The sequence below is a fragment of the Fictibacillus nanhaiensis genome, assembly GCF_023715445.1.
GTDB lineage: Bacteria > Bacillota > Bacilli > Bacillales > Fictibacillaceae > Fictibacillus > Fictibacillus nanhaiensis_D.
Genome location: NZ_JAMBOD010000001.1, coordinates 726,530 through 752,983, shown reverse-complemented (window position 1 = coordinate 752,983; position 26,454 = coordinate 726,530). Strand labels below are relative to the sequence as shown.

Genomic DNA, 26,454 nt, shown 5'->3' with positions numbered 1-26,454 from the left:
GGATTATTGAAAAAGCGCGAAATCAAAAAGCTTCTTAACAAAGACGTTCCGGTTGAAAAAGTACAACAGATCATATCCGATATTCCCCTAAATTCTATCAAGTTAAAAGAATTACTTATTCAAATATTTCACAACACCTCTGATTTGAAGTTTATAAAATTCTCAAATCTAACTCTAGTTTATATTGATAATCAAATTGATAAGCATGAATTAAATAAGAATATAATAGGTAAGTTACAGAAAGAACGTACATACACAATACCTGAAATTGTATCAAACTTAGCCGTCAGCGATTTGGAAGAGTCAAATGAAATACAATTTGTGGTCCTTTCCATTCTAAAGGGGAGTGCAGGGGTTTACATTGAAGGGGAAAAAAAGATCATACTAGCCAAGATTCCTTCAGAAAATAGCCGGTCTATAACCAAGCCGGAGAATGAATCTCAAGTAATTGGTCCACAAATCGGGTTTAATGAGAACCTTTCAACGAACGTATCAATTATCAGAAAATATATTAAAACACCTGACCTTTGTAACGAGCTGTTCTTATTCGGAACTCGAACGAATACACCCGTATCATTGTTATACATAAAAGGAGTAGCCTCTGAGGAACTTATATCCCGGCTACGTAAGAAGTTAAGGAAAATAAAAATCGATGGTATGCTGGACAGCGCGGTACTCAATCAATTAATCAATGATGATTATTTATCGATATTTCCCCAGATGTTATTAACAGAAAGACCAGATCGGATTAGTGATGGTTTATTAAATGGGAAGATAGCCCTGATTGTCGATGGGAGTACAATGGCTATCTTGTGTCCAATGTCTTTTCTTGAGTTCTTTCATAGTAGAGAGGATTATAATGTACGCTGGCCAATAGCTACCTTTGTAAGATTGCTTAGAATTATGGCTATGTTTCTTTCGGTGTTCTTTACCGCATTATATGTGGCGGCGTTAACGTTTCATTACGAAATAATCCCGCAAGCCCTTTTGGTCCCCTTAGGTGAATCAAGGTCAAGAGTTCCTTTCCCGCCACTCTTTGAAGCTGTACTATTAGAGTTTATCATTGAACTTCTTCGAGAAGCTGGTGCCAGGTTGCCGACTAAAGTAGGTCAGACAATGGGTATTGTTGGAGGTATCGTTATTGGGACTGCAGCGGTTCAAGCAGGCTTTACAAGTAACATCCTCATTATAATCGTTGCTCTTGGTGCGTTAGCTTCTTTTACGACTCCAAGTTATACGATGGGTAGTCTGATCAGGATCATTCGGTTCCCTATCCTCTTCTTAGCGGGATTTTGGGGGTTTTATGGAATCATGTTCGGTTTCTGTCTAACATTAATCCATTTATTACGACTTTCTACGTTAGAGAGTCCTTACATGGCACCATTCTATCCACCTCGATTAAAGGATTGGTCAGATAGTGTGGTCCGTTTGCCCTTTAATTTAACTTACAAGCGACCTGCATTAACGCGTCCAAGGGACGAACAAAAATATGATCCAGATGAAACAAAATAGGGCGGTGTAAATAATGGAGGTGGTACTTAAAATAAAGTCACACTATCTTTTCAACGCATTCTTAATATTCTTTGTAGTTCATGCGACTCAAATAGGTGTTGGTGTGCAAGGGTTTCAAAGGATCATCTTTCAAAATGCCCATCAGGATGCTTGGATTTCAGTAATCATCTCAGGTGTTGCGACTAACCTGCTCGTCTTTATGATTATTAAGACGCTAGAATTATACAGTTCAACTGACATATACGGAATCCATCATGACCTCTTTGGTCTCATAATAGGAAAGCTCTTAAATGTTAGTTACATTTTCTACTTAATCATGAGTTTTTTTGTTGTACTGCGGAACTATATAGAAGTTATACAAGCATGGATCTTCCCGGAACTTCCTTTATGGTTTTTATCTTCATCTATGTTGTTACTTGTCATTTACGGTATAAATTCAGGAATCCGAAGTATCGTAGGAATCGCTTTTTTTAGCGTGACCCTATCACTATGGCTCCTAATCTTTATCGCATATCCTATGAAATATGCTAATTGGAAACAGATGCTGCCAATGTTTGAGGCGGATATGATTAGTTTGTTAAAAGGTGCTTATCATATGACGTTCACGGTATTAGGCTATGAAATCCTATACACGATCTATCCCTATGTGAAGGAAAAGAAGAAGGTACAAAAATTCGCTCAACTAGGGGTGGTCTTTACAACTTTAATCTATACGTCTCTTATGGTCGTTTCAACTGTTTATTTTAGTGGTGAACAGTTGGAAAGAACAATATGGGCGACTTTGTCTTTGTTTAAAGTAGTCAGGCTCCCTTTTATCGAAAGATTTGAATATGTTGCAATTACTTACTGGATGTTAATCATCCTGCCAAACTTAATTTTATACATGTGGTCTGCTAGCAGGGGGATAGAACGTATTTTCAACATCAAGAGTAAAAATACAATCTGGGGCATTTCTATACTCACGATAATAGGTATACAGTTCTTTGTTACACGGAACCAAGTAAACACTTTAAACGGAGTCTTTGCTAAGTTTGCTTTCTTTGTAGTCACTGTCTATCCTGTCATTCTATATCTTTTTGCATTGGTAAAACGGAAACTTTTGAAAAAAGGGGCAAGTTAATATGAAAAGGTGGTGTACATCATTTTTTCCATGGATTGTTTGCTTAATTTTACTGAGTGGTTGTGCTGAAAAAAAAATCCTAGAAGAAATCGGTCTGATCACGACAGTAGGTTATGATTTAGAAAAAGACAACAAGGTTAAAGCGACCTTAGTTGTTCTACAGATCAACCCCGAAGCTGCAAGGAATATTGACGTTATTGCAAGTAAGGCCCAAACCAGCAAAGGTTCCCGTTTAGATGCGAATCTTAAAGCATCAAAAAAGCTTCAATCAGGGCAGTTACGTGTAGCCCTTTACAATGAGGAGATTTCTAAAAAAGGGATAAAACCTTACGCTGATACTTTGGCTAGAGATCCTTCTATCAGTGATCTTATCTATATTGGAGTAGTCGAAGGAGCTACCGAAGATCTCCTAAAACATGATTATAAAAACATTCCTGATATCGGGCAACATTTGTTCAATCTGATCGGGCAGCTGACGGATAGGGAACAGATCTCAAACTCGACACTCCAGGAAGTTCGACAAAGTTATTACTCCATAGGAATTGATCCGGTCCTACCGTTGATCAAACGAAGCGGTAATTCTATAATCGTAACTGGCAACGCGATCATGAGAAATGATAAGATGGTCGGTAAACTCTCACCCGATGAAAGCTTTTTTGTAAAATTAATTCGTGATGAGTACCGTACGGGAAGTATTGAACTCACATTCCCAGTAAAAGATATACGAGGTAAGAAACACAAAGTAACAACAGTCATCGATACCATTAAGAGTTCGAAAAAAGTAAAACTTGTTGATAAAACACAACCTCGGTTTGATATCGATTTGGATGTAAAAGGAAGATTATTAGAACTACAGGGAGAACTCGACCTAAAAAACCCTAAGAACATCCAATTGCTAGAAAAAGCTATTGGTCTTAAGTTAAAACTAGAAGCACAAAAGGTAATCGCCTATTGCCAGGAGCGTAATTCTGATGTTTTTGGATTCGGGGAGACTTACAGAAGTTCTGTCCGATTTGCGAACTTGACAAGAAAGGAATGGCATCAAAAATATAGAACCATGAAATATGGTATTTCAGTCGATTTCAAACTCATTCGAACCGGTATTACAGAGTAATTAAAAGAGTAGGTAGCTGCCTACTCTTTTAATAAAATAAGTTTCTAATACCCAAAAAGAATATTGATCCACATCTATGTTGTTATGCTTACTTAACACAAACCATGGTTTAATTAAGAACGAACCTAGATGGAAAAAATGAAGGGAATCTTCAACCAAGCATTTATCGAATTACAAGCAGAGTAAAGGATTTTAATTTTATAGGCTTAATTAGTACCTACAGAGTTTAAAACGGTGGTTGCGGCATATTTCAGTCGCTTTTTTTTTTTGAAAAAATTGATAACAAGTAAATAAACTACCGTGTCTATATTTTGGTGGGGCAGAGAATTGGTTAAGAATGCTTGTACTACTCCCCTTAATTCCTTTTGTTCTTGCTTATCACACCAGAAAAGCTAAGCAATCTTCTAATTAAGACTGTTCAACGGGTATATTTCTTCAGAAAGAAGAAGTGCATTTTAAATTACTAAAGTACAGAGGAAACGAATGATTTCAACATTTATATTCAGTATTGCAACAGCACTCAGCATTATCAGGGTGCTGGTATTCAATATGTACAAGCACTTTCTAATTTATCTCATAAAATATTATAATCGAAGGTTTACCTTCGAGAACTAAAGGGGGTTTTAGTTATGAGTTGGAAGGAAAGTTCTTCGAGCAACCATTCTTGTGGTTGCCATAAGAAAGATGATTGTAAACATCATGATTGTGGCTGTCACAAAAAAGACGATCATAAACATCACAAGTGTGACTGCCATGAAAAAAGAAATAAGTGTGACAAATGTAGTTGGAATAAACATCGAAATGATAACGAATGGCGAAGACGTTGTAGAAACAGGTTAGAAAGAGTTCAAGTGGTTTCAGGAGCTAGAAACAGTGCTTCAGACAATAGTTCAGACAATGGGTCTGGCCATGGATTTGGAGATTGCAGTCATAAAAAGAGAAAGAAAAGATGATATATAAACGAACAAACACCTGTGAAATTTGAAAACAAAAAGGTGCCTAATTGGGTACCTTTTTTTATTTCAAATTAAAATTTGGAATTATCTGCTAATTTTGATTAGATAGTCCTACATCTTCTTATACAGCAAACGGGTGCTATTGCTGTATAAGGCGACGGCCATTACTCAAGAAAGAAAAGTGCAGGATATAGAAAGTAAAACTTTATTTGGTAAATTCATGAATATTCTTTTTCGCGGAATTATTAAACGGACATTGAAGAAACAAATGACTATATTAAAAGATAATGCGGAAAGATCATCCCGTTAAGATCGTCCATTCTTTACAATACACTTTCTTTTTCTTCACAATTCATAGTGTTGCAGTTATCAAAATTATTAGAACGGGTGGAAACGAATGGATTTAAATCAATCAATAGAATCTATTAATTACTTAGCAGTAATAGTCTCAGCACTCTCGGCATTTTTTATAGGTGGTCTATCTATGGTATTCTGTTATATGCGGAAAAGTCTGGATGGCGGAAAACGGCTTTGATGATAAAACTCTAAAAAATAACAATATGACGAAAATTTTTGGTGTTGCCTTTATATTATCCTTAATCATATCTTTTGTTTTGGTTTTGTTTTTAGGACCAGAGAGAGATGCTATGACGGGTGCTTCAGCAGGGTTCATGGCTGGACTTTTTTGGGTAGCGGCCGCAATGGGAATCACCTATTTGTTTGAACGAAAAACAATAAGACTGTTTATGATTAATGCCGGCTATCATGTCATCACATTTACAATAATGGGGTTAATCTTAGGCGGTTGGAGATAAAGAATAACTACAGAACATTGAATGCTTCTACTGTTAAAAGGAGTAATTTATAGAGGAGGGCAGCCCGTGCGGCTGCCTTTTTGTATTTCGCCCTTTGTCTTCCGAATCGTAAAACGGAAAAACCGGACTAACCTTGCAGCAGGAAGGACACCCGAACCTTACCTGCAGCAAGATAAGCCGTTTCGCCATACGTTCAAGGGGCAAAAAACTTTTCATTCGCTTTTGCTCACACCTAAAATTTTTTTTGCTGGGACCCTTGACCTCTGTCTATTCTCGTTTTCATCTCCATGTCAAAGGGGCGAAAATCCTTCCCTTAGGGAATAGGAATCCGCTTCGGAAGACAAAAATTGATGAGGAGGAGAAAGACATGAAAAAAAGTGTTTACGAGATGGTGACACAGAGGATCATCGAAGAGCTTGAAAAAGGCGTAGTACCATGGCAAAGGCATTGGATGAACGGTGGAGGCGTGAATTGGAAGACACAAAGACCATACCGGGGCATCAATGCCTTCTTACTTCCAGGTGGAGAGTATGCGACGTTCAAGCAGATCACCGAGGCAGGCGGAAAGGTGAAAAAAGGAGCAAAGTCCCATATCATTGTGTTTTGGACATGGCTGGAAAAAGAAAATGCTGAGAATGGAAAGAAAGAGAAGATACCTTATCTTCGGTCTACCGGGTGTTTGATATCGTGGGGCAAGTTGAGGGATTAGAGAGTAAGCGGAAAGACATCATCCTCGAACATGAACCGATCGATAAAGCAGCATCACTATGCTTTATTCTTAACAGCTTAAAATAAAACCCACTTCTATTTGAAGTGGGAATTCATCAATCCAGTTTTTATATTTTGTCTTGCTCTATACAACCTTGATTTTACAGCTGCACGTGATATGTTGAGCTTATGAGCAATCTCTTCTTCTTTTAGGCCATCCTGATACTTCAGGTTAAATATACTGCGTTCTTTTGGGTTTAAGTTCATTATCTCTTCAGAAATTTCCTGCTCATCGAACTGTGTTATCTCTTTTGCTCGATAGACTGCTTTTAGCCATTCATTCTCTATCTTGTTGAAGTCGTTGTAATCTGTAAGTGTTTCGTTCGTCTTCTTGTCTCTTCTCATAAAATCAATGGCTGTGTTTGAAGCAATCTTTGAAAGCCAAGGTCCAATCTTTGAAGAATCCATTATCGTATCCATCTTTTTAAAGGCTTTCATGAATGTCTCTTGAATGATATCTTCTGCCAAAAACACGTCTCTGCTGATCTTGATCGCGATCGCATAAACTCTCTTATAAAATTTTTGATAGATCGCCGTAAAATCCAACGGATCTAAATGATTGCTGATGGTCGACACGAATGATCTCCTCTCTGTTTACTCAAAGTGTTCCTTGATAAAACTTGGAACCAACTGTTCTGCGAACGTGTGTACCTCTGTATATGGATGATCTTTATAATAAAAGGCGATCAGGTATTCTCCTCTTTCTCCGTAGCTGAAATTACGCAATGCCTCTTCGAGGTTATCCTTTTCGGTGACCTTTATGGCTTTTCCCTCTTGGATCATCTCCTTGACCCATCCTTCATCAACCTCTTGCATCTGAGGATCTCTTTTGACCTCTACATCCTTAAACACAACGGCATATTCAATGTCATCTGGCGTAACTACCACATCCTTAAGCTTCTTTTTAGATTCCAGGAGGTCACTCAGCTCGTCGTACCCTGACTTAAAATCCAAGTTTATCCTCTTGTTATTATCTAGTGCCAATTCTACATAAGAGAGAGATGCGCGGTCTGTCGTCACTTCCTCGAAGGTCTCGTTTTGAATATCCTCTTTTAGAGCTTCTAAGATTTGTGAAATTTCCGTTGGATCAGAAACAGAGAGGTTCTTGGAAACAGGTCCAGATGCACTAAAGCGAATACGGTCCACTTTTGTTGGATCTACGGTTAAGAGGGGATAATTCGCTTCTTTATATTCGAGTGATTCATATACCGGCTTCAAGTAAGAAGCATATTGCTTCTTTGATGGTATTTTATATTCGCGGGTGAGCCTGCTTCCATCTTTAAGTTCATAGAGAATAAAGATCTGATCCTTTGCGCCGTTCGTCTCACTTTCTTGGATCAGCTGTTTATGAAGGGCATTCACCGCCCCTATGTTCTCGGGATCTGAATAAAGTTTCTTTTGATCGTTGATGAATACAGGGTCCTCTATTTCCTTGAAATCATAGTAGCCGTCACCAACATAAACACCCTTGATGTCCTGAACTTCTGGAACTCTTTTTTCGTAACCCGTAACATCGAACTGAAACAGGAAGAACAGGGCAGCAATTATCACAACATATACGGTATAGCCTTTTATCTTTGTAAACACCCTCCATGTTTTCTCTACGATCATCTGAGCGATCAAATATCCGATCAAGGATCCTACGATATAGCCAAAGACGATCCAGAATGAGCTCTTTTGTGTCTCACCAAAATATAGTCCTCCGAAAAGCATCATGCAGAAGGTGACACCATAGATAAACACTGGTTTTAACTGCGGAAACCCTACAGCTTGCGAAACCATCTCTGTCTTTCGAATCTTATAGATCTGTAGAGCTAGTACATAAAGAACCGCACTTAGGATCAGATAGATTACGAGTTCTGTAGATCCCATCTTGTCGTTGATCAATCGGTCCACTATCGTAATGGGTGAGTATTTCTGAAACTGACTATCTATATAATAATTATGCGGGAATCCTTTTAATAAAAAAGATAAGTTAAATGCCGTTAGAATACTTATTGCTAAAGGGAAGATCAATAATACGAATGAAAAGATACCTTGCATCGCTGAGATCCCAGTTAACATTCCTGCAAACACCGTCGTGAAGAATATGAAAACTGCTACGATAACTGTCGTCAACAACCATTCACGTAACTCTACCGAAGTAAAATAGTATTCTATGTTCATCGTACTGTGCATGATGAAGAGAATAAGACCAACTATTAAGATAGGGAGTACTAACAATATGATCCCCATGCTCACATAGTGGTTATAGATGCTAGAACGCTTAATCGGTAAGCTGTGCATAAAGTCTGAAGCGTTTTTCACATGCATATAACGGAATAAAAATATGGCGAGCAGGATAGGGATACCGAACATGAGAAAAACCTGAATCTCCAGCTGGATTGAGAATAGATTTAAATAAGTCTGATTGTAGCTTCCATCCGGTCTCGTGTAGTCCATCAGAATTCTTAAAGGTATGGCAAATACTAAGCCAAATAAGTAAACGATACCTACCCAGCCTGTGTTTCTTAAACTCTGAGCGACAATCTCTTTATTAAACCAAGATGTTCTTGATGGCATATCCCGCATCCCCCATTTCATAGATAAAGATCTCTTCAAGTGTTAATGGCAGCATGTCGAAAATATCAGGTTCAAACGTCTTAAAATGAGACATAATATCAGTATTGTTGCCTCTTACGATGCAAAGCAGAACACTGCCTCGTTCTTCTTTATATAAAACGTTAAGGTCCTCAAAAAGGTTGGATGGCACATCCTTTTTAAACGCTACCTGTACTTTGTGAACGTCTGATTTCAGGTCGTCCAATTCTTTTTCAAGAATAATGGTCCCTTTATGCAAGATGCCGATATGGTCGCATATGTCTTCAACTTCACGCAAGTTGTGAGAGGAGATCAGCACCGTCATCTCTCGTTCTGCTACATCTTGAACAATCAAGTTTTTCACTTTCTTTCTCATTACGGGGTCTAGTCCATCCAACGGTTCATCCAAGACGAGGATTTTCGGCATGGCAGACATAGCAAGCCAAAATGCCACTTGCCTTTGCATTCCTTTTGAGAACTTATGAATCTTTTTATCTATATCGATCTCAAACACTTCGTTTAGTTTTAGAAATCGACTCTCATCCCAACAAGAATAAATATTCTTATAGAATTGAGCCGTCTGTCTGATCGTGTACTGAGGAAAAAAGTAAAGCGTGTCTGGAATAAAAACAACTCTATCTTTGATCTGTACTTGTTCAAACAGCGGACTATCATCAATGAACACATGCCCCTTATCCTGAGTAAGGATACCGCTTACCGTTTTAAGAAGTGTCGTTTTTCCTGCCCCATTCGACCCGAGCAGCCCGTAGATGGAACCTTTTTGAACCGTGAAGTTGACCCCTTTTAATACAAGTTGGTTTTCATAACTCTTTTCCATGTTAACTACTTTAATCATTTGATCGACCTCCCCCTAAAGACGATTCAATGTCAGCGATTAACCTCTCTAGTTCTTGAGAAGACACCCCAAGATACATCGCTTCCGTTAATAGCCGTACCAGTTCCTTTTTTACCTTTTCGAGTTTTTCTATATTTACCGATTTTACCGTCGCATTTACAAAGCTTCCTTTTCCTTTTAGGGAATAGATATAACCTTGTGTCTCAAGTTCTCTATAGGCTTTTTGTATGGTATTCGGATTGATAGTCAACTGCTGTGCTAATGTTCTGACCGAAGGCAGCTGATCGTCCACTTTCAATACATCGTTCATAATAAGCTCCTTTAGCTTTTCAACAAGCTGTTCATATATTGGCTTTCTGCTACGAACATCTAAATCAAACATCCACACACTCCCTTCTTAGCATGCTGATCCACTGTATCTACTGTATTATTATTATTAGTACAGATTTGATTATATACCAAACTTGTATAAAATTGGTAGTGTTTTTTGGTAAAAATATTTTTCGGGAATCTAGGAGGATGATTAGACTAACCTGCGACCAGTTGAGGTTTCTATTCTGAAGTGGAAGTGTCGTGACATGTAGCTCTTAACCTATAGTTTCGAGCATCTGCAGATTTTACTGTAAAATAACTATAAACATTGCCGCCTTTATGTAAGCAGTAACATTAGGATAACTTGGCGATTATTAAAGCATAATAATTGATAAGATAAGTTAAATAGACTCTTAAATAAAAAAAGGCGGTTGCACTTATAATAGTAGGTGCAACTTTTTCTTATATCACATTCTCATATTGTATAAAATACATCATGAAATAATATTTGTATCACCTTACAAGGAGGGGACGAAAGGCTCTGCATGTGTATGTAGGCGTTTTTGTTTCTTTGGAATTGACATTTAACCCTTGGGAAACTTAACAAAACCTTTGATATATTTGTGTTGGAATTTCGTATATTTAAAAAGCAGCCGTACCTTTTCGGCTGCTCATTTTTATGTGTGATAATTGCTTAATTTGTTTTTGTTGTTTTGGATAACAACACTTTTCGAAGTATTGTTATCAAAGCTGTTCTAGAAAAACAACCTGTGCAAAACAAACAATATTTGCAAAAAAAGGTTAAAGATGCGTTTTACGATGCGAAAAATAGAAAGTGGTCAAGCTCTATCTGCATACCTTCTAAAGAGGTGATGCGGGATGCATATCAAAATCAATGAAGGTAATTCTACTGACAAGATTCGGTATTCTTGCTACTCTTATCTTAAGGAAAAATATAGAAGGGAGAAGCTTAATGATTGCGATCTATGCAAGGGTGAGTACAGAGGAACAAGCGAAGAAGGGATTCAGCCTAGAAGATCAAATCAAGGAATGTCGGAAGAAAGCGCAGAGTGATGAAGTGATTGAATATGTAGACCGAGGAGTTTCTGGTGAAATCCTTGATCGTCTTGCATTGACTAAATTACGAAACGATGTACGTAATGGACTGGTTACGAAAGTAATATGTTTAGATCCTGATCGGCTTTCGAGAAAGCTGATGAATCAGCTCATTATAACTGATGAAATTGAAAAACGCGGTGTGCAGCTTGTTTTTGTAAATGGTGAATATACAAAGACACCTGAAGGAAATCTTTTTTACAGCATGCGCGGCGCGATTGCAGAATTTGAAAAGGCAAAGATTAATGAACGCATGAGTCGTGGAAGAAAAGAAAAAGCAAGACAAGGAAAAGTGCTTCGAAATTTTCAAATCTATGGATATGATTATGATAAAGAGTTGGGAAAAATTATCATAAATGAAGATGAAGCTAAAATTGTCAGGCTAATTTATGAGTTGTTCACAAAACCCAATCATTTGGTTGAAGGGGTTAATGGAATTGCGAAGTACTTAACAAGAAAAGGAGTTCCTACTAAACGAGGAGCTAAAGTTTGGCACCGACAAGTAGTTCGGCAGTTGTTACTCAATCGAGTCTATATGGGTGAATTTTTTCAGAATCGTTGGAACACAGAAGGTATGCTCGGTAATAAATATAAGCCGAAAGAAGACAGAGTGCCTATGACTGAGCGACCAAAAGAGGAATGGATTAAAATTGAATGCCCTCCCATTATTGATGAAGAGATGTTTAACCATGCTCAAAAACTTTTAAGTGAATCAAGACGCAGATGGGCTAAAAAAGGGAAAAGAGAATACTTATTAAGTGGTTTAGTTCGATGTGCAAATTGCAATAATACTATGGTTGGTGTAACAGGAACAGATTGGGGAAAAACAGTCTATAACTATTCGGATAAGAAAAATTATTCAGGAGCAAAACACCCAGGATGCGGGTGTAGAATTTCTGTTGAAAAATTAGATGAAGAAGTATGGAGCACAATCCTTGAATGGTTAAATGCGCCAGATGAAATAGCGGCAGCTACTGAAAAAGATCAGGAAGATATATCAATGAATTTTGAAAATATCGAGATAGACAGGCTAAAGAGCGAGATAAATAAAGTTAAATCTGGAAGAAAGAAATTACTTAGCTTATTTTCGCAAGGGATTGATCTATCAGAAGAAGAAATTAAACAATCATTGAGAGAATTAAAAGAAAAAGAAGAACGATTACAAAAGAATTTAGACGAACTAGAAGCAAAAAAGAAAAACAGTGAGCAGCATATTTACGGAAAAAAGTTAATTGAAGAAGCAGCTTTATTCTATTTCTCAAAAGGAAAAGAAGAGCTGACCTTTGAAGATAAAAAGTCTTTAATACGTCATGTAGTAAGAGAAATTAAGGTATATGATGAACATATACAGATTTACACCTTCTAGTAAATTGAGTTATGCGATCAATAAGGATAATTTTAGATGAAAATAAAAATGAAACAAAAAAAGAAAAAGCACACTACCGGTAACAGGTTCTCTTTTGGAGTACAATACAGAAAAAAGTAATGCAAATAGCCGCCTAATTCGCATATGAATTAGATGGCTTATTTTTATTGGTATATCAAATAAATCATTTTTGGACTAAATCATAATTTTGTATAAAAAATGTGTATGAATGAAAGAATAATCCTGAGATTCTAATGTCATTAGTACTGCTGTTAATTTTGGAAAATAATTACCTACTGTTCTACATCTATAAGATAGATTTAGCATGAGTTTTTAATATTCGTTAATATTCAACGGACTTTAGAGGCTTAAAAAACCGATATCCAGCAAGCGTCGCATCTAAAGAATCTTGGTGGTTTAAACACCTTATTAGAATTCTTAGTAGAGATTACGAGAGTCAGAAGGTTATTTTAGGCTATTAATGAAAAATGTTGACAAACTATTAGCTGGTTTTGTTTAAGTATCACTCACAATCTTTTATCGAGAAAAATGACACTGTAAATAGTGTATTTCTCTAAAAGGGAGCATTGCACCCTTTTTTCGTAAAAGTAATAAAGCCTTTAGAGTTCTATGAAAAGTATAGAAAGTCTTCCTTTTGTCTCCTATTTAAAAAGGTATAAATGTTTAATAACAGGATAAAATTGTAATGGAATAACTTTTAAGTCGAAAGGACGCAGAATATGAACTCGTCTTTACAAGAAATAAAAGACAAGATTGGGAACAATGATGATTTTTTTTTTCAACGGGATTATCTCGGAGAATTTCCAGTTGTCTTAATGGCTTTTAAGACATTAATTGATTTACCCAAAACAAAAAAAATGCTACAAACTAACATAAATAATCCGTTTACAATAAATAAAACATTGGATGAGTTCCTGACAGGGATTGGCGAGGTGAAAGAACAAGATTCAAAAGAAGCGATCTCCTCAATTATGGAGGGGAAGTTAATCGTATATTTGGAGAATATCCCTAAATTTGTCATTGTGGAACCTGTTTCGAAAATACTAAACCGCGCCATTGAACAGCCGGTTAATGAGAATGTTCTACAAGGTCCATTGAACTCCTTTACTGAAGATAAAGATACCAATATTGGAATTGTACGTCGGCAAATGAACTCGGATAATATCCAAGTCATATCCCTAGCAGTAGGCAATGATCAAAAAAAATCACTATCACTCCTTTATTTAAAAGACCTTACTAATATAGATTTCGTCCACAAACTCATTGATCAAATTAAAAAGAATCAGGATAAGGAATTGAATCATTTACAAGATCTATCAAAAATCTTGGGCTTTTCCCCCTGGGTAGCCATTTCGAAATATCATACAACAGAGCTCCCTTTAGAAGCGGTTCAATTTTTAAAAAAAGGGAGGGTCATTCTATTTCAAGATCGACTGCCATTTGCACTCGTTCTTCCTAGTCTGTTATGGGATATATTCACTCTTGAAAATGATCGGAATTATCCTCTTCCTTTAACGATCGCTATACGTGGAGTACGTATCATAGGATTATTAATGACGTTACTCATCCCAGGTTTATACGTGGCTCTTGTTGCGGTTAATCCTGAGGTTTTACGAATTGAGCTAGCCTTATCCATAGCCCAAAGCCGGGAAGGAGTTCCCTATCCGGCACTTGTCGAGATTCTCATGATGCTCGTAATTCTTGAATTAATCTTAGAAGCTAGTATAAGGCTGCCCAGAAGCATTGGCCCGACAATTACAATGGTTGGCGGTATAATTCTTGGACAAGCTGTTGTAGAGGCAAAATTAGTAAGTAATCTGCTGATTATTATCCTTGCCGCTACAACGATTGCAAATTCAACGGTTGTTGGCTTTCAGAATTCACTTACTATCAGGTTATTTAAATATATTATAGTAATCTTAGCATCGATATACGGCATATTGGGAATTGTAGCAGGTATGGTATTAGTTAGTGCATATCTTGCTAAGATAAAGTCCTTTGGCATCCCTTATTTGAACTTAAAATTTGCTAAGGATGGGATCAAGAGTGGATAAAAGTTTGCATGTTGTTTTGATATATGTTTTAAGTCATTTGGGACTCATCTTTTTTATGTATCCCGAAAACATAATTGCCAGTACGTCTGAAGGTCATTGGCTTGCGATCTTGTTGGGGGTAATCATACATTTTGTCGTAATATCGGTCTATATGAAAGGTTTGAGCTTTTTCCCCAATAGGAATATTATTGGAATTTACTCATCGGTTGGAAAAGGGACTGCCCTTTTTTTTCTGATTCCCGTATTGCTGTATTTTTTGATGGTAATTATTATTACAGTTAGAGCCTATTCAGAAATCATTACCATTGTTTTTTTATCAAATACACCTTTATGGGCGATCATGGCGTTATTATTGTTTATCTCTACTTATATTGCTTCATGTGGGCTAGAGACAATATTTCGTACTGGAATTCTATTGGCTATTCTTTTTCTCCCACTAATATTATTTATATTTTTCGTTTCTTTTCAAAACGTAGACTGGCGTTATGCTATTCCTATTGATGGCAATTTTCAGTTTATCAAGAAACGTGATTATTTAGAAAGCTTCTTTGCTTTCTCGGGAGGTTATTTGTTTCTTGGTTTCGTGCAGCCTTTTTTCTCATACAATAGAAAAAATGTTCTCATTGCAGCAGCAGTTTTGATTCCCTTTTTTTTCTTTTCCGTCTACATTCCGATCCTTACTTTTGGACAGGCAACGGCTTCTACTTTTTTCCTTCCTTTTGTGGTAGCAGTGGATGCAATAAACATTAACTGGCTCATGTTTGATAGGGTTACGATGTTTTTTATAATAAGTCTTATTGCATTTGTTATGCTTTTTCTATCATTGGTATCTTGGAAAACGATTCGCATCATTGAACAATTTATCCCATCTATTAAACCTGTGTACATGCTGATCTCACTATCAGTGATCATCTTTTTGTTTTGTCTTAGTGTCCCCGACTGGAAAGATGTTGAAAAATTATTCTGGTGGAATACAATCTTACGCTTCTATGTATTAATTGCCATACCAATATCCATTTATTTGATTGGAATTCATTCAAAGAGGAAAAATCAGCATGAAAACATATAAGCTTGCAGCTATAGCATTACTTCATTTTTGTTTGTTATTTATATTAAGCGGCTGCTGGAACAACAAAGATATAAATCACCGTGTATTGCCGGTTGCAATGGGAATTTCCAAACAAGACAAAGAATATAAAGTGATTCTTAAGATACCTGAACCTCATCAAGGCACTACCCAAATCAAAATAGTATCAGCAACAGGCACAACAATAACCCAAGTTGTAGATAAAATCAGTATGAATATGGAGAGCAGCGTCGACTTGCTTCATGTGAAAGTCATTATCATTGAAAGAGAAACGGCTGAGCAAGGAGTAAAAGATATTATTTCTGGGTTTATGCGTGCCCGAGATGTTTCTGCAAAAGCATTAGTTGTCATATGCGATGAAGACCTTGATGAGTTTTTCTCTAAAATAAAAAAAACAACTGGACCAGAAGGAACGACCTTATTCGATTTTTTTGAAAAAAATGCTGGGTGGAATCCGCAAATCGCATTAACAAGGATCTGGATGGTTTACCGCAGCATCCATTCCTATACGCATGACGTGGCTATCCCTCTTGTGAAGTCAGGAAAGAGTACGATGGTAGAACAAATCGGATCAGCGGTTATTAAGAATGGGAAAATGGTCGGGGAAATCAATTCTGACGAGACCTTATTAGTTAATGCTTTTAATGGAGAAGGTATTCAGGGGAGAATTGAAGTGATGGATCATGCGAGTGTTTTGATCATCAGCGATAGAATGGAGCATAAAAGTAAGCTTATCGAGCAAAAGCCGTACCTGCAAAGTCAGATTAATATAAAGGTGGTGCTTTTGGAAACAAGGGGAGACCCGTCAACCAAGGTAATAAAAAAAGAACTAGAACACCTTCTTACCAATCGATTTAATCTAATGTTTACGAAATTTCAAACGAGCAAAGCGGACATTTTAGGATTGGGACAGTTTTATCGGACCCAAATTTCCAGATCACAGTTGAAATTTTGGAGATCAAAGTACTATCCTCATTTAAAAATGGATATTAAATTTCATATCAACATCCAAAATGAAGGATATCTAAAAACATCGTCCGATTAATATAAAAAGTGAACGAATAAAAAAGACATGGTGGATTTTCTGGGCATCTATCCCCAAATCTTCTAGGTTTAGGTCCGGCTATTGCAGGTTTAATTGTGGAATATGTGCATTTTCAGCCGCTTCGATTGCCTTTTTGGGTTAAACTTGGTAGCCAGCAATTAAGCCGTTGTTTGTTAAAAGGTTTGTCCATGTTCCAATATTCACCATAATACATTGGTTCATCTTACGGATTACCACTTAAATTCCCATAACTACACTCCTTATTTTGTTCGGGATATTCATGATTTACTCCTTTAAAAGGATATAGAACACAGAGAATATTATTAGTTCAAAATTGAACTTATTCATTGCTAATTGTCCAAAAATAAAAGGTCAGACATCATTTCTTAATGGATGAAATCAATAAATCATTTTTGGACTAAATCATAATTATGTATAAAAAATGTGTATGAATGAAAGAATAATCCTGAAGTGTAAAAACAATAAAGGAGAATTCTAATGATAAGAAAACAATTATTGGTTATTACATCCATTGTTCTATCAATTGGTCTTTTGTTCGGTTGTAATAACAACGGGAATAATGCAGCAGATAATAATGACAATTTGACTGATACAAATATGACAAGAGATGTTGCCGCCACGAATGACGATGACGATAATGATATGGATTGGGGATGGCTAGGTTTAATTGGTCTGGCTGGTTTGTTAGGTAGAAGAAGAAGAGATGATCGAAAAGACTAATCTTAGCTTATATTGAATGGTTATGTACCCATTTTTCAAATGGGTATTTTTTGATTAATAAAATAAAATTTTTGTGTGAGCAGGTTGCAGTTCAAAACAATTAACTAAAAGTAATTCTTCTGTACTTTTCCGTTTTTTTGCTCTTTGAGATATCAAAACACTAAAATTTAAAGTAGGGAACCCACGTTTACTTCTTACTTAAAAAACAATTTACAAATAATGCATAATTGTGAAATGGTTAGGGGATTTTATTGAAAAGGGGGTGAGTAATATGGCTAACCGTAGTGGTGGAAATCGTAACGAGATTTTAGTTCAAGGTGCTGAACAAGCCTTACAACAAATGAAATATGAAATCGCTTCTGAATTTGGTGTTCAATTAGGAGCTGATACTACTTCTCGTGCAAACGGGTCTGTAGGTGGTGAGATTACAAAACGTCTTGTAGCTCAGGCTCAGTCACAACTTTCAGGTGGAGCGTTCCCGCGATAATACTTAGAACAATAAATATTCAGAGGCTATCCTTTTTGGATGGCCTCTGAACGTTTTTCAAGATATTCAAACAACATTTAAATAGTTCAACTATTTAATATCGTGGATAAATTTGATCCTCCAATTCCGTTATCTTTAATACAAAATGAAAAAATAACGTTTAGACACCTGAGTAAACATAATGTCCCAGTGTTTATTCAAATGTACCCATTTTTTTCATGACATACTTTAATTTGAATGCGGGATTCTATACTTATAAGGGAGGTGAACCACATGCCAAACAACAACTCAAACAGAAACCAATTACTAGTGCCAGGTGCACAACAAGCAGTTGATCAAATGAAGTACGAAATCGCTACTGAATTTGGTGTACAACTTGGAGCTGACTCTACATCTCGTGCAAACGGGTCTGTAGGTGGTGAAATTACAAAACGTCTTGTAGCGCAAGCTCAATCACAAGTATCAGGATTTCAATCTAAATAACTAAATAACATGGCTATGGCTGCCTTAATTGGCAGCCTTTTTTGTTTTTTAATTTATATCTACATGTTACGAAAAATTCATTAGGTTCTGTTTGAGATCATAAGCTTCAGGATATATCAGGCTTTGGTTTCGAAGTAACAAAAAATTAAAAACGAAGTAACCCTTTAGAACCTAACTTTCAATGAGATTTCCTTTTTAAGAACAAACTTATAAAAAAAATTTTGAAACAATGCATAATAAATTAAAGTGAGTGAGATATTAAAAAAAAGGAGGTGAATACAATGGCAAATCGTAGTGGTGGTGGAAACCGTAACCAAATCCTTGTTCAAGGTGCTGAACAAGCTTTACAACAAATGAAGTATGAGATCGCAACTGAGTTTGGTGTTCAACTAGGAGCTGATACTACATCTCGTGCAAACGGGTCAGTAGGTGGCGAGATTACTAAACGTCTTGTAGCCCAAGCTCAATCACAACTTTCAGGTGGAGCATTCTCTCGTTAATACTTAGAACACTCGAGGCTATCTCTTTGTAGGTAGTCTCTTTTTTATGCCAAAAATAACCTGACCACTTAAATAGAAAATATGATCAATGACGTTTTATAAAATGAGCAGTTCCAGCTTTATAAACTTGCAGTAATAATGGATTTCATCTCTTGCCGCGACCGACCTTTTTGATCAAATCATCTGATGTACAATCTTTGTGAGTGTTTATTTTTTGGATAAAAAAAGATCGGTCCGATCACAATAATGTTATTAAAAAAACCTTTTGTGGAAACAGTTGAATACCTTTTAAAAAATCTAATTGGTTGCTAGCCAATATGTTTCACTGGACTAAAACATTCATGTTTTTAGTCCTCTCTTTTTTTGCAAGTACAATTCCTTATCACACCCATTTTTTACATAACATACTTTGTTTTATTTGCGGGATTCTAATACCAATAAGGGAGGAGGTGAAACATAATGCCGAACAACAACAGCGGAAACAGAAACCAATTATTAGTACCTGGTGCTCAACAAGCAGTTGAACAAATGAAGTACGAGATCGCTACTGAATTTGGTGTACAACTTGGAGCTGACTCTACATCTCGTGCAAACGGGTCTGTAGGTGGTGAAATCACTAAACGTCTTGTGGCTCAAGCTCAAGGACAATTATCTGGATTTGGTCAATCTAAATAACTAAATAACATGGCTATGGCTACCTACTTCTTGTAGGTAGCCTTTTATATTATATATGTAAGTTCCAGTTCTTATTTTGGGGAGGGATAACCCAAAAGGAGGTGTATACAAGCATGGCACTGTTGTATACACAATGTGTTATCCCGACCACATTTAATATGATAAACAGATTATGGAAGAATATACCCTGAAATTTATTAATTTTTTTGCATAAAATTTGTTTTGCGAGAGATGTTATATTTAAAGGAGGTGACAAATATGGCAAATCGTAGTGGTGGAAATCGTAATCAGATTCTTGTTGCAGGTGCAGAACAAGCTCTACAACAAATGAAGTATGAAATCGCAACTGAATTTGGTGTTCAACTAGGAGCTGACACAGTTTCACGTGCAAACGGATCAGTAGGTGGCGAAATCACAAAACGTCTTGTAGCTCAAGCTCAAGCACAACTTGGTGGTGGACAAGCTCGCTAACCTGAGTACTTAGATTAAATTTGCTACTTCGTTCTTGAAGTAGCTTTTTTTATTCAGTATGGGGAAGCCAAATTAACATTTTTTAATTGAAATAACTTTTCGAATTAGGTTGATAGGTTATTTTTTTATCTGTATTTTACATAAATGTTTTTACATATTAATAAGGTTGAAATTAGCCTATCCAGTCTTTGTTAATTTATTCAAAAGGCATAATCATCTAATGTGAATAATGCTTCATCAGGAAGTACAAAGAAGTCGCAAACTTTCATAATAATTATTAAATAAAAATACATAATAAATGCTGAGGCTTAGAGGAGAGACTTAATTATGAGTAAAAAAATAGTCAAAACTATTTGGACCAATAAAACCAAGCTATTGTTTTAAATATAAAATTAAACTAACAGGAGAATTTTGAATATGGAAGAGCTTTGTTTTTATTGTAATTATCAAATTGAAGAAGGAAAACAATATTTAGTAACCTTTTTTAGAGATGGTAGCGAAAAAGATGAACTTTTATGTACAGATTGTTACTTGGAGTGGTTAGAAGGGATTAAAGAATAATAGGAAAGGACGAATAGAGGAATAAGTTAGTTTTTAAAAATAAGTAAGCTTTGTTTTTTAAAATAACAAGGTGATCTAACAGACCAGTTGCCAATTTTGGCAGTTTTTTTTCAGAACTAAAATTGTCCGTATAAAATGTCTTACGGGACTTTTAATCTACTGCTCCATCATGATCAATACCATCCCATACGGAGGACGCCATTTTCTCAAGCATAAACTATTTAAGCATCACCAGTGGAAACTTACATATATTCACCCCTGCTGGAAAAGCAATTCTAAGGATAAAGGTTCATTACGTGAGAGGATAAAACCCCATGCCGGACATCAATTCATTTAATAACTTGAATATTATTTATATCCCGCGCTAAACCTATCCATGGTTATATAATTAATTGAATGAAAAGAGGTTATCCTGTGTATTTTTACAAAGAAGATTTAATAAACGTCATTACACCTGATAAGCCAGATCCTGCAGCAGCCAGAGTGTTGCAGGAAATATTAGGCGGGCATTTTGGAGAAATGCGTACCATGATGCAATATTTCTTCCAAAGCAACAATTTTAGAGGTAAGGAAAGAAAATATCGTGATTTACTCCGTGGTGTTTTTCTCGAAGAAATTAGTCATGTCGAACTCGTTCAGCATACGATTAATCAACTGTTAGATGGCTCGGGTGAACCTGGTGTTGGAAATTCCAGTATAGATGGTGCGCCATTAGATGACCCAGTTAAAAATACTAATTCAAACCCCCATCATTTTATTATTGGTGCACAATCTTCTCTTCCCGTTGACGCTGCCGGTCTTCCATGGAATGGATCTTGGGTGTACAGCCATGGCAACCTAATTGGTGATTTACTTGATAATCTTGTACTTGAGTCAACTGGAGTTCTTCAGAAATCAAGAATTTATGAGATGAGTACCAATAAAGCGTTTCGAGAAACGCTAGCATTCTTAATTGTTAGGGATAATGCACACCAAAACGCATTTGCTAAAGCACTAGAAACATTAGGTGTTGAATGGGGTAAAGTTTTCCCTGTTCCAAATTATGATATTAATAAATATCCTGAGTGTAAAAAATATGTAGATATGGGTTTCCATAATGCACAGTTTAATTTTAGATTGGACGATACTACGATCAGTGAGATATTCCAGGGACAATCTCCAAGCAGAAATGAAGGTACGCTGCAAGTTGTAGAACCACCACAAGGTTATCCCGTGCCTGAACGTCCTGAAAGACCTAATGAACATGCTCCAGGTTTAAGGGATATGAACGCATAATAATAGAAGAAATCGGCTCTTGTAATCAAGAGCCTTTTTATTGTTTTTAGGGGATCGGTAAATTTTTATGAAGATGAATATCAGAAGAGAAATAAAACATTCATTGAGGGAATTAAAAAATATAGAAGAACGTAATAAAGAATCTGGACGAGTTCGAGGCAAGAAAGAATTACAGTGAACAACATATATATGGAAAGGGATTACTCGAAGAGGCAGCCAAATTTTCACTTTTTAAAAGGTAAAGAGGAAAAATCGCTTATTAGTCATGTTATAAGAGAGATAAAAGTATTTGAAGAACATATTCAAATATATTAGGGGGAATCGGATTATGACGACTTTTCTTAATTGATACGGAACGTTCCTATTGAGTGAAGCGGTTTTCATCATATTGCGTTTTTATCGTAATAAAATATCCACAACTGATTTACAACTATTGTACACATTTGATTTATGGCGATATTTTTTTCTTCGAATACAAATTTCTTTTGAGGAAAAAGTATGCAAGAAAGGAGATGGATAAAAATGAACGAAAAGAAAAAGAAAGATGAACCCACGATCGCTCCAGGTATGGATGATAAGGAAGAACTTATGCAGGATGCTACGGAACATGAAATTAAAGAAGGGGAATACACATCAGTCACTACGCTTTCGTGGGATGAGGTTGACCCCAGCTAAGTAATCCTTAGATTTCATTTCCTTACTATACTAATGACTTTAGAATCGAAATTCTGATGCATTTGCGTGCGTTGAAGAAAACAAAAAAAGATGTCTCCCTTCATGATCCGATCGGGACGGACAAAGAAGGGAATGAAATTACACTGATCGATGTCTTAAAAGCTGAAACTGAAGATGTTGTTGATGCGATACAGTTAAAAATGCAGAAGAAGAAGATTTACGATTATATTCATGTGTTGGATGACAGGGAAAAAGAAGTGATAGTAGGACGATTTGGCCTGGATCTTCAAAAAGAAAAAACACAAAGAGAAATCGCAAAGCAGCTTGGCATCTCAAGGAGTTATGTCTCTCGTATTGAAAAAAGAGCGCTTATGAAGCTTTTTCATGAGTTCTATAGAAGCCGTCAGCAAGGTCAAAAGGATATATACTGAACGAAAAGGCTGGTAACCACTTACAGCCTTTTTATTTTATTTAGCAGTAAATGAATTGCTCCGGAAATGCGATGCCGAAAATTTGAATTAGGAAGAGAAAAAATAAAAAAGGGAGACTCTACATCTGTTACTACGCTTTCTTTAGATGAAGTAGAGAGGTAATTTGAGCGAAAAAAGGATATTTTGAGCGAAACGAGAGGTAGTTTGAGCGTAGCTAGAGAATTCTGAGCGTAACTCGGCGTTTTTGAGCGAAACCTCCATAAGTTTGAGCGAACGTGTAATAAATATAAGAACACGTACCGTAAAACATCGTTTTTCATCTGTTCTGCTGCTCCTAACTGTGGATGCTCACTTTTCCGCGGGGCATGCGGTGGTCTTTTTACAAGGAAATCCTGTGGAATCCCAGCTAAGCAAATCATTACGGTCATATCAGAACCGGCGGAGTGCCTTATTTTGCTATTGCCCTTAATATGGCAGCATATCTAAACCCCTTAAAGCAAAAAGTACTAACGAAAGTGAGAATATTGCTTTCTAATTTCTAAAAGGGGAGTGCTTACGTTGAACAACTGGAAAACTGCACTTTTTAACATGAATAGAGGACGAAGAAGAAACGGCAGAGGGTGGATGTGGGGAACTTTATTAAGTTTGGCTGTTAGCTTAGCTGCGTATGGTGTCAGAAGAAATCAAAACGGTAACATGATGCGTCCGATGGAAAATATAATGAACAATTTCCGATTGGGTAGGGCGCAGAAACCCAATATGGCAGGTTTTACTGAGTTTGCAGATGAATTAGCTCCAGATAAAAATTCAAATACGAACAAATAGCATTTTTAAAAGGCTGGTAACATTTACAGCCTTTTTATTTTTATGTTCGGGCAAACTAAAGAAAAAAGGAGTTTTTAAAATGGCAAGAAGAAAAAGACAGCCAATCGTTCCAGAAGCACGTGAAGGATTAGATAAATTAAAAGCTAAAGTAATGAGGGAAGCAGGTTACAATGTTTCTGAAAAGTCTCCGGACGATGTAAAGTATGAGGTAGCGAAAGATATGGGTGTATCTTTAGAAAAGGGCTACAATGGAAAGATTACTTCAAAAGATGCGGGACGTGTAGGGGGGCAAATTGGCGGCAGGATGGTTAAGGAACTAATTCAGCAGGCTAAAGCCAACCTTGGGAAACAGGCCCGTTAAAAGAAAAAAATAAATGTGTTTAAAATATATAAACAGGGAATAGAATAGGTAAAAAACCAGGAGGCGTTTGTATTGCAAGAAGCCGTATTATATGGATCGTTCGTAGTAATGCTAGCCTATTTTATTTATGCAGCAATAGCTGAATAATAAGAAGAACTCTCCGAAATAAGGAGAGTTTTTTTGAGTGTAAAAAATAAAAATGATTAAAAATAAACTTCTTAGTCGATTTTTGTTTGAATATTTTTTATAATAAGAAAAGAGTATAAATACGTACATAATAGGGGGAAGATTATGCTATTACAAGACTTAAGGCAAACATGGGAACTTGATTCTGTTTTTCCTGGCGGCAGTGATTCAAAAGAGCTATTGGCAGAAATAAAATGGACGGAAGAGGAAGTAAAGGTCCTTGCAAAAAAAACAGATGAATTTACATTTTCAAGTGAAAGTTTTTTAAACCTAATTTCAGAAATGCAAAGTTTTTCTGAAAGATTATCCACTACTGGATCATTTGTAGGGTGTTTAATCGCGCAGGATGTTAAAGATAAAAAGGCGATGGCGCTTCGCGGAAGATTGGAATCGGTATATGCTTCGTTTTCTAACGTGGGTTCTGCACTTGATGAACAATTGATGGAGATCTCTGAAGACGCTTGGAAAGGTCTTATCAGCTTGCCTGAATATAAGGATATCGCGTTTACCCTTAATGAAAGAAGAATGCAAGCGAAAGAGAAATTGGGTATTTCCGAAGAATCTTTAATTAATGACCTTGCTGTTGATGGATATCATGCATGGTCCACCTTATATGATATGGTTGTTGGAAGAATTAACATTCAAGTTGAGATTGATGGAAAAGAAGAAGAATTATCAGTTGGTCAAGCAGAAAATAAATTTTCAAATCCAGATCGTAAAGTAAGAAAAGATACTTTTGAAAAGTTCGTTGATGCATGGGATAAAGAAGGAGAATTTTGCGCAGCTTCTCTTAATCACATTGCTGGTTTTAGAAATGAGATATATAAGCATAGAGGATGGAATGAAACTTTAAAAGAACCTCTTGCGATCAACCGTATGAAGGAAGAAACACTTACAGCAATGTGGGGCGCTATTTCTTCTCAAAAAGATATTTTCGTAAAGTATCTAGATCGTAAAGCTGAACTTCTAGGGTTGGATAGGCTGAGCTGGTATGATGTTGATGCTCCGCTTTCATCTGCAAACAGCAAAATGAGTTATGATGAGGCTGCACAATTTATAGTGGAACATTTCCGTTCACTGGCTCCAAAAATGGCTGATTTCTCAGAGAAAGCTTTCCTTAACGGATGGATTGAAGCGGAAGACCGTTCTGGAAAAAGACCAGGCGGCTTTTGTACAGGGTTCCCGACTAAGAATGAAACTCGTATTTTTATGACGTTCTCTGGTACCCCAAGCAATGTTTCTACCCTTGCCCATGAGCTGGGCCACGCATTCCATTCAGATGTGTTGAAAGAATTGCCTTATTATGCAACAAATTATGCGATGAATGTGGCTGAAACAGCATCTACTTTTGCAGAGATGATCGTAGCAGATGCTGCTGTAACAAACGCGAAATCAAAGGAAGAAAAGATTGCTTTATTAGAAGACAAAGCACAGCGTTCTGTAGCTTTCTTTATGAATATTCATGCCCGTTTCTTATTTGAAACAAGAATGTATGAAGAAAGAAAGAACGGTCAATTGTCTGTAGAACGTTTATGTGAATTAATGGAGGAAGCACAAAAAGAAGCATTTAACGGGGCTCTTGCTGAGTATCATCCTTATTTCTGGGCATCTAAACTTCACTTCTACATTACAGATGTTCCATTCTATAACTTCCCGTATACATTTGGGTACTTATTCTCGGCAGGTATTTATGCAAAAGCGAAAGAAGAGGGACCTTCATTCGAAGAGAAATACATTGCACTTTTACAAGATACTGGAAAGATGGAAGTAGAAGAATTGGCACAAAAACATTTAGGAATCGATATTACGAAACAAGATTTTTGGTTAAAAGGAATCGAATTGGCAGCTGCAGATGTAGAAGAATTCCTTGAATTGACTCAAAAATAATAATAAGAGGCTATTTTCGTAAACATTGGTGTTTATGAATGTGGTTAATTTCCGCTGCAGTGGCTCGCTTTCCGCAGGGCGTGCGGTGAGCCCCCTCCGTACTTCGTACATTGAGTGGTCTCACCTGCCCCGCTCGTCCTGCAGGAGTCTCGCCCTTCCGCTCCAATTAACTAT

Annotated in this window: 26 protein-coding genes and 1 pseudogene; 23 read left to right on the top strand and 4 right to left on the bottom strand. The window is 36.6% G+C overall.

Features of this window, described 5'->3' with window-relative positions; genetic code table 11:
* Window positions 1-6 precede the first annotated feature (6 nt).
* The 6 genes from M3196_RS03980 to M3196_RS03955 all read left to right on the top strand — a co-directional run bounded on the left by M3196_RS03980 (window position 7) and on the right by M3196_RS03955 (window position 6,226).
* Window positions 7-1,512 carry a spore germination protein gene (locus M3196_RS03980; protein WP_251320939.1) on the top strand — a complete coding sequence of 502 codons (1,506 nt, stop codon included), beginning with the start codon at window positions 7-9 and terminating at the stop codon, window positions 1,510-1,512.
* A gap of 13 nt (window positions 1,513-1,525) precedes the next feature.
* A complete protein-coding gene (locus M3196_RS03975) occupies window positions 1,526-2,632 on the top strand; it encodes a GerAB/ArcD/ProY family transporter (RefSeq protein WP_251320938.1) in 1,107 nt (368 codons plus the stop codon).
* 1 nt (window position 2,633) lies between these two features.
* Window positions 2,634-3,746 carry a Ger(x)C family spore germination protein gene (locus tag M3196_RS03970; RefSeq protein ID WP_251320937.1) on the top strand — a complete coding sequence of 371 codons (1,113 nt, stop codon included), beginning with the start codon at window positions 2,634-2,636 and terminating at the stop codon, window positions 3,744-3,746.
* Between the two features lie 684 nt (window positions 3,747-4,430).
* Window positions 4,431-4,586 carry a hypothetical protein gene (locus tag M3196_RS03965; RefSeq protein WP_251320936.1) on the top strand — a complete coding sequence of 52 codons (156 nt, stop codon included), beginning with the start codon at window positions 4,431-4,433 and terminating at the stop codon, window positions 4,584-4,586.
* A 589-nt stretch (window positions 4,587-5,175) separates the two neighbouring features.
* On the top strand, window positions 5,176-5,517 hold the full coding sequence (locus tag M3196_RS03960; protein WP_338082925.1) for a DUF1761 domain-containing protein: 342 nt from the start codon (window positions 5,176-5,178) through the stop codon (window positions 5,515-5,517).
* Window positions 5,518-5,884: 367 nt separating this feature from the next.
* Window positions 5,885-6,226 carry an ArdC-like ssDNA-binding domain-containing protein gene (locus M3196_RS03955; RefSeq protein WP_251320934.1) on the top strand — a complete coding sequence of 114 codons (342 nt, stop codon included), beginning with the start codon at window positions 5,885-5,887 and terminating at the stop codon, window positions 6,224-6,226.
* A 95-nt stretch (window positions 6,227-6,321) separates the two neighbouring features.
* Here the strand turns inward: M3196_RS03955 and M3196_RS03950 are convergent, their stop codons facing one another.
* The 4 genes from M3196_RS03950 to M3196_RS03935 are packed head-to-tail and all read right to left on the bottom strand — an operon-like array spanning window position 6,322 to window position 10,103.
* Entirely contained in the window at window positions 6,322-6,861 is a 540-nt protein-coding gene (locus M3196_RS03950; RefSeq protein WP_251320933.1) for an RNA polymerase sigma factor, read from the bottom strand.
* A gap of 18 nt (window positions 6,862-6,879) precedes the next feature.
* Window positions 6,880-8,847, bottom strand: a complete 1,968-nt coding sequence (locus tag M3196_RS03945) for a DUF6449 domain-containing protein (protein ID WP_251320932.1) — start codon at window positions 8,845-8,847, stop codon at window positions 6,880-6,882.
* Entirely contained in the window at window positions 8,822-9,721 is a 900-nt protein-coding gene (locus M3196_RS03940; protein WP_251320931.1) for an ABC transporter ATP-binding protein, read from the bottom strand. Before M3196_RS03940 ends, M3196_RS03945 begins: the two co-directional genes overlap by 26 nt.
* Window positions 9,714-10,103 (bottom strand): GntR family transcriptional regulator, encoded by a 390-nt coding sequence (locus M3196_RS03935; protein ID WP_251320930.1) that lies wholly within the window; start codon window positions 10,101-10,103, stop codon window positions 9,714-9,716. The genes M3196_RS03940 and M3196_RS03935 overlap by 8 nt, the downstream gene beginning before the upstream one ends.
* A gap of 903 nt (window positions 10,104-11,006) precedes the next feature.
* Between M3196_RS03935 and M3196_RS03930 the strand changes: the two genes are divergently transcribed.
* From M3196_RS03930 to M3196_RS03850, 17 genes and pseudogenes are all read left to right on the top strand, one after another.
* Window positions 11,007-12,515: a recombinase family protein gene (locus tag M3196_RS03930; RefSeq protein ID WP_251320929.1), complete on the top strand. Its 1,509-nt coding sequence runs from the start codon at window positions 11,007-11,009 to the stop codon at window positions 12,513-12,515.
* Between the two features lie 740 nt (window positions 12,516-13,255).
* Complete coding sequence (locus M3196_RS03925; protein ID WP_251320928.1) at window positions 13,256-14,590, top strand: spore germination protein; 1,335 nt, start codon at window positions 13,256-13,258, stop codon at window positions 14,588-14,590.
* Window positions 14,583-15,659 (top strand): GerAB/ArcD/ProY family transporter, encoded by a 1,077-nt coding sequence (locus tag M3196_RS03920; RefSeq protein WP_251320927.1) that lies wholly within the window; start codon window positions 14,583-14,585, stop codon window positions 15,657-15,659. Before M3196_RS03925 ends, M3196_RS03920 begins: the two co-directional genes overlap by 8 nt.
* Window positions 15,646-16,722 (top strand): Ger(x)C family spore germination protein, encoded by a 1,077-nt coding sequence (locus M3196_RS03915; protein WP_251320926.1) that lies wholly within the window; start codon window positions 15,646-15,648, stop codon window positions 16,720-16,722. The genes M3196_RS03920 and M3196_RS03915 overlap by 14 nt, the downstream gene beginning before the upstream one ends.
* 498 nt (window positions 16,723-17,220) lie before the next feature.
* Entirely contained in the window at window positions 17,221-17,463 is a 243-nt protein-coding gene (locus tag M3196_RS03910) for a WGxxGxxG family protein (RefSeq protein WP_276531233.1), read from the top strand.
* Between the two features lie 271 nt (window positions 17,464-17,734).
* Window positions 17,735-17,950 carry an alpha/beta-type small acid-soluble spore protein gene (locus tag M3196_RS03905; protein WP_251320925.1) on the top strand — a complete coding sequence of 72 codons (216 nt, stop codon included), beginning with the start codon at window positions 17,735-17,737 and terminating at the stop codon, window positions 17,948-17,950.
* A 273-nt stretch (window positions 17,951-18,223) separates the two neighbouring features.
* Window positions 18,224-18,433: an alpha/beta-type small acid-soluble spore protein gene (locus M3196_RS03900; RefSeq protein ID WP_251320924.1), complete on the top strand. Its 210-nt coding sequence runs from the start codon at window positions 18,224-18,226 to the stop codon at window positions 18,431-18,433.
* A 281-nt stretch (window positions 18,434-18,714) separates the two neighbouring features.
* Complete coding sequence (locus tag M3196_RS03895; RefSeq protein WP_251320923.1) at window positions 18,715-18,933, top strand: alpha/beta-type small acid-soluble spore protein; 219 nt, start codon at window positions 18,715-18,717, stop codon at window positions 18,931-18,933.
* Between the two features lie 459 nt (window positions 18,934-19,392).
* A complete protein-coding gene (locus M3196_RS03890) occupies window positions 19,393-19,608 on the top strand; it encodes an alpha/beta-type small acid-soluble spore protein (protein ID WP_251320922.1) in 216 nt (71 codons plus the stop codon).
* A gap of 258 nt (window positions 19,609-19,866) precedes the next feature.
* Window positions 19,867-20,079: an alpha/beta-type small acid-soluble spore protein gene (locus M3196_RS03885; protein ID WP_251320921.1), complete on the top strand. Its 213-nt coding sequence runs from the start codon at window positions 19,867-19,869 to the stop codon at window positions 20,077-20,079.
* A 417-nt stretch (window positions 20,080-20,496) separates the two neighbouring features.
* Window positions 20,497-20,640 carry a hypothetical protein gene (locus M3196_RS03880; protein ID WP_251320920.1) on the top strand — a complete coding sequence of 48 codons (144 nt, stop codon included), beginning with the start codon at window positions 20,497-20,499 and terminating at the stop codon, window positions 20,638-20,640.
* A 414-nt stretch (window positions 20,641-21,054) separates the two neighbouring features.
* Complete coding sequence (locus M3196_RS03875) at window positions 21,055-21,915, top strand: manganese catalase family protein (RefSeq protein ID WP_251320919.1); 861 nt, start codon at window positions 21,055-21,057, stop codon at window positions 21,913-21,915.
* 522 nt (window positions 21,916-22,437) lie between these two features.
* On the top strand, window positions 22,438-22,590 hold the full coding sequence (locus tag M3196_RS03870; protein WP_251320918.1) for a hypothetical protein: 153 nt from the start codon (window positions 22,438-22,440) through the stop codon (window positions 22,588-22,590).
* Window positions 22,591-22,637: 47 nt separating this feature from the next.
* A pseudogene (locus M3196_RS03865) lies at window positions 22,638-23,021 on the top strand (sigma-70 family RNA polymerase sigma factor); the annotation flags it as partial.
* A 558-nt stretch (window positions 23,022-23,579) separates the two neighbouring features.
* Complete coding sequence (locus tag M3196_RS03860; protein ID WP_251320917.1) at window positions 23,580-23,846, top strand: hypothetical protein; 267 nt, start codon at window positions 23,580-23,582, stop codon at window positions 23,844-23,846.
* A 79-nt stretch (window positions 23,847-23,925) separates the two neighbouring features.
* Entirely contained in the window at window positions 23,926-24,207 is a 282-nt protein-coding gene (locus M3196_RS03855; RefSeq protein WP_251320916.1) for an alpha/beta-type small acid-soluble spore protein, read from the top strand.
* Between the two features lie 291 nt (window positions 24,208-24,498).
* The gene (locus tag M3196_RS03850; protein WP_251320915.1) at window positions 24,499-26,280 is read left to right on the top strand and encodes a M3 family oligoendopeptidase; all 1,782 of its coding nucleotides are present in this window, start codon (window positions 24,499-24,501) and stop codon (window positions 26,278-26,280) included.
* Window positions 26,281-26,454 lie beyond the last annotated feature (174 nt).

Coding starts and splice junctions, on each gene's coding strand:
- M3196_RS03975 (WP_251320938.1), top strand. CDS start 1,526: ATGGAGGTGGTACTTAAAATAAAGTCACACTATCTTTTCAACGCATTC.
- M3196_RS03970 (WP_251320937.1), top strand. CDS start 2,634: ATGAAAAGGTGGTGTACATCATTTTTTCCATGGATTGTTTGCTTAATT.
- M3196_RS03965 (WP_251320936.1), top strand. CDS start 4,431: ATGATTGTAAACATCATGATTGTGGCTGTCACAAAAAAGACGATCATA.
- M3196_RS03955 (WP_251320934.1), top strand. CDS start 5,885: ATGAAAAAAAGTGTTTACGAGATGGTGACACAGAGGATCATCGAAGAG.
- M3196_RS03945 (WP_251320932.1), bottom strand. CDS start 8,847: ATGCCATCAAGAACATCTTGGTTTAATAAAGAGATTGTCGCTCAGAGT.
- M3196_RS03940 (WP_251320931.1), bottom strand. CDS start 9,721: ATGATTAAAGTAGTTAACATGGAAAAGAGTTATGAAAACCAACTTGTA.
- M3196_RS03935 (WP_251320930.1), bottom strand. CDS start 10,103: ATGTTTGATTTAGATGTTCGTAGCAGAAAGCCAATATATGAACAGCTT.
- M3196_RS03930 (WP_251320929.1), top strand. CDS start 11,007: ATGATTGCGATCTATGCAAGGGTGAGTACAGAGGAACAAGCGAAGAAG.
- M3196_RS03925 (WP_251320928.1), top strand. CDS start 13,256: ATGAACTCGTCTTTACAAGAAATAAAAGACAAGATTGGGAACAATGAT.
- M3196_RS03915 (WP_251320926.1), top strand. CDS start 15,646: ATGAAAACATATAAGCTTGCAGCTATAGCATTACTTCATTTTTGTTTG.
- M3196_RS03910 (WP_276531233.1), top strand. CDS start 17,221: ATGATAAGAAAACAATTATTGGTTATTACATCCATTGTTCTATCAATT.
- M3196_RS03905 (WP_251320925.1), top strand. CDS start 17,735: ATGGCTAACCGTAGTGGTGGAAATCGTAACGAGATTTTAGTTCAAGGT.
- M3196_RS03900 (WP_251320924.1), top strand. CDS start 18,224: ATGCCAAACAACAACTCAAACAGAAACCAATTACTAGTGCCAGGTGCA.
- M3196_RS03895 (WP_251320923.1), top strand. CDS start 18,715: ATGGCAAATCGTAGTGGTGGTGGAAACCGTAACCAAATCCTTGTTCAA.
- M3196_RS03890 (WP_251320922.1), top strand. CDS start 19,393: ATGCCGAACAACAACAGCGGAAACAGAAACCAATTATTAGTACCTGGT.
- M3196_RS03885 (WP_251320921.1), top strand. CDS start 19,867: ATGGCAAATCGTAGTGGTGGAAATCGTAATCAGATTCTTGTTGCAGGT.
- M3196_RS03880 (WP_251320920.1), top strand. CDS start 20,497: ATGGAAGAGCTTTGTTTTTATTGTAATTATCAAATTGAAGAAGGAAAA.
- M3196_RS03870 (WP_251320918.1), top strand. CDS start 22,438: ATGAACGAAAAGAAAAAGAAAGATGAACCCACGATCGCTCCAGGTATG.
- M3196_RS03855 (WP_251320916.1), top strand. CDS start 23,926: ATGGCAAGAAGAAAAAGACAGCCAATCGTTCCAGAAGCACGTGAAGGA.
- M3196_RS03850 (WP_251320915.1), top strand. CDS start 24,499: ATGCTATTACAAGACTTAAGGCAAACATGGGAACTTGATTCTGTTTTT.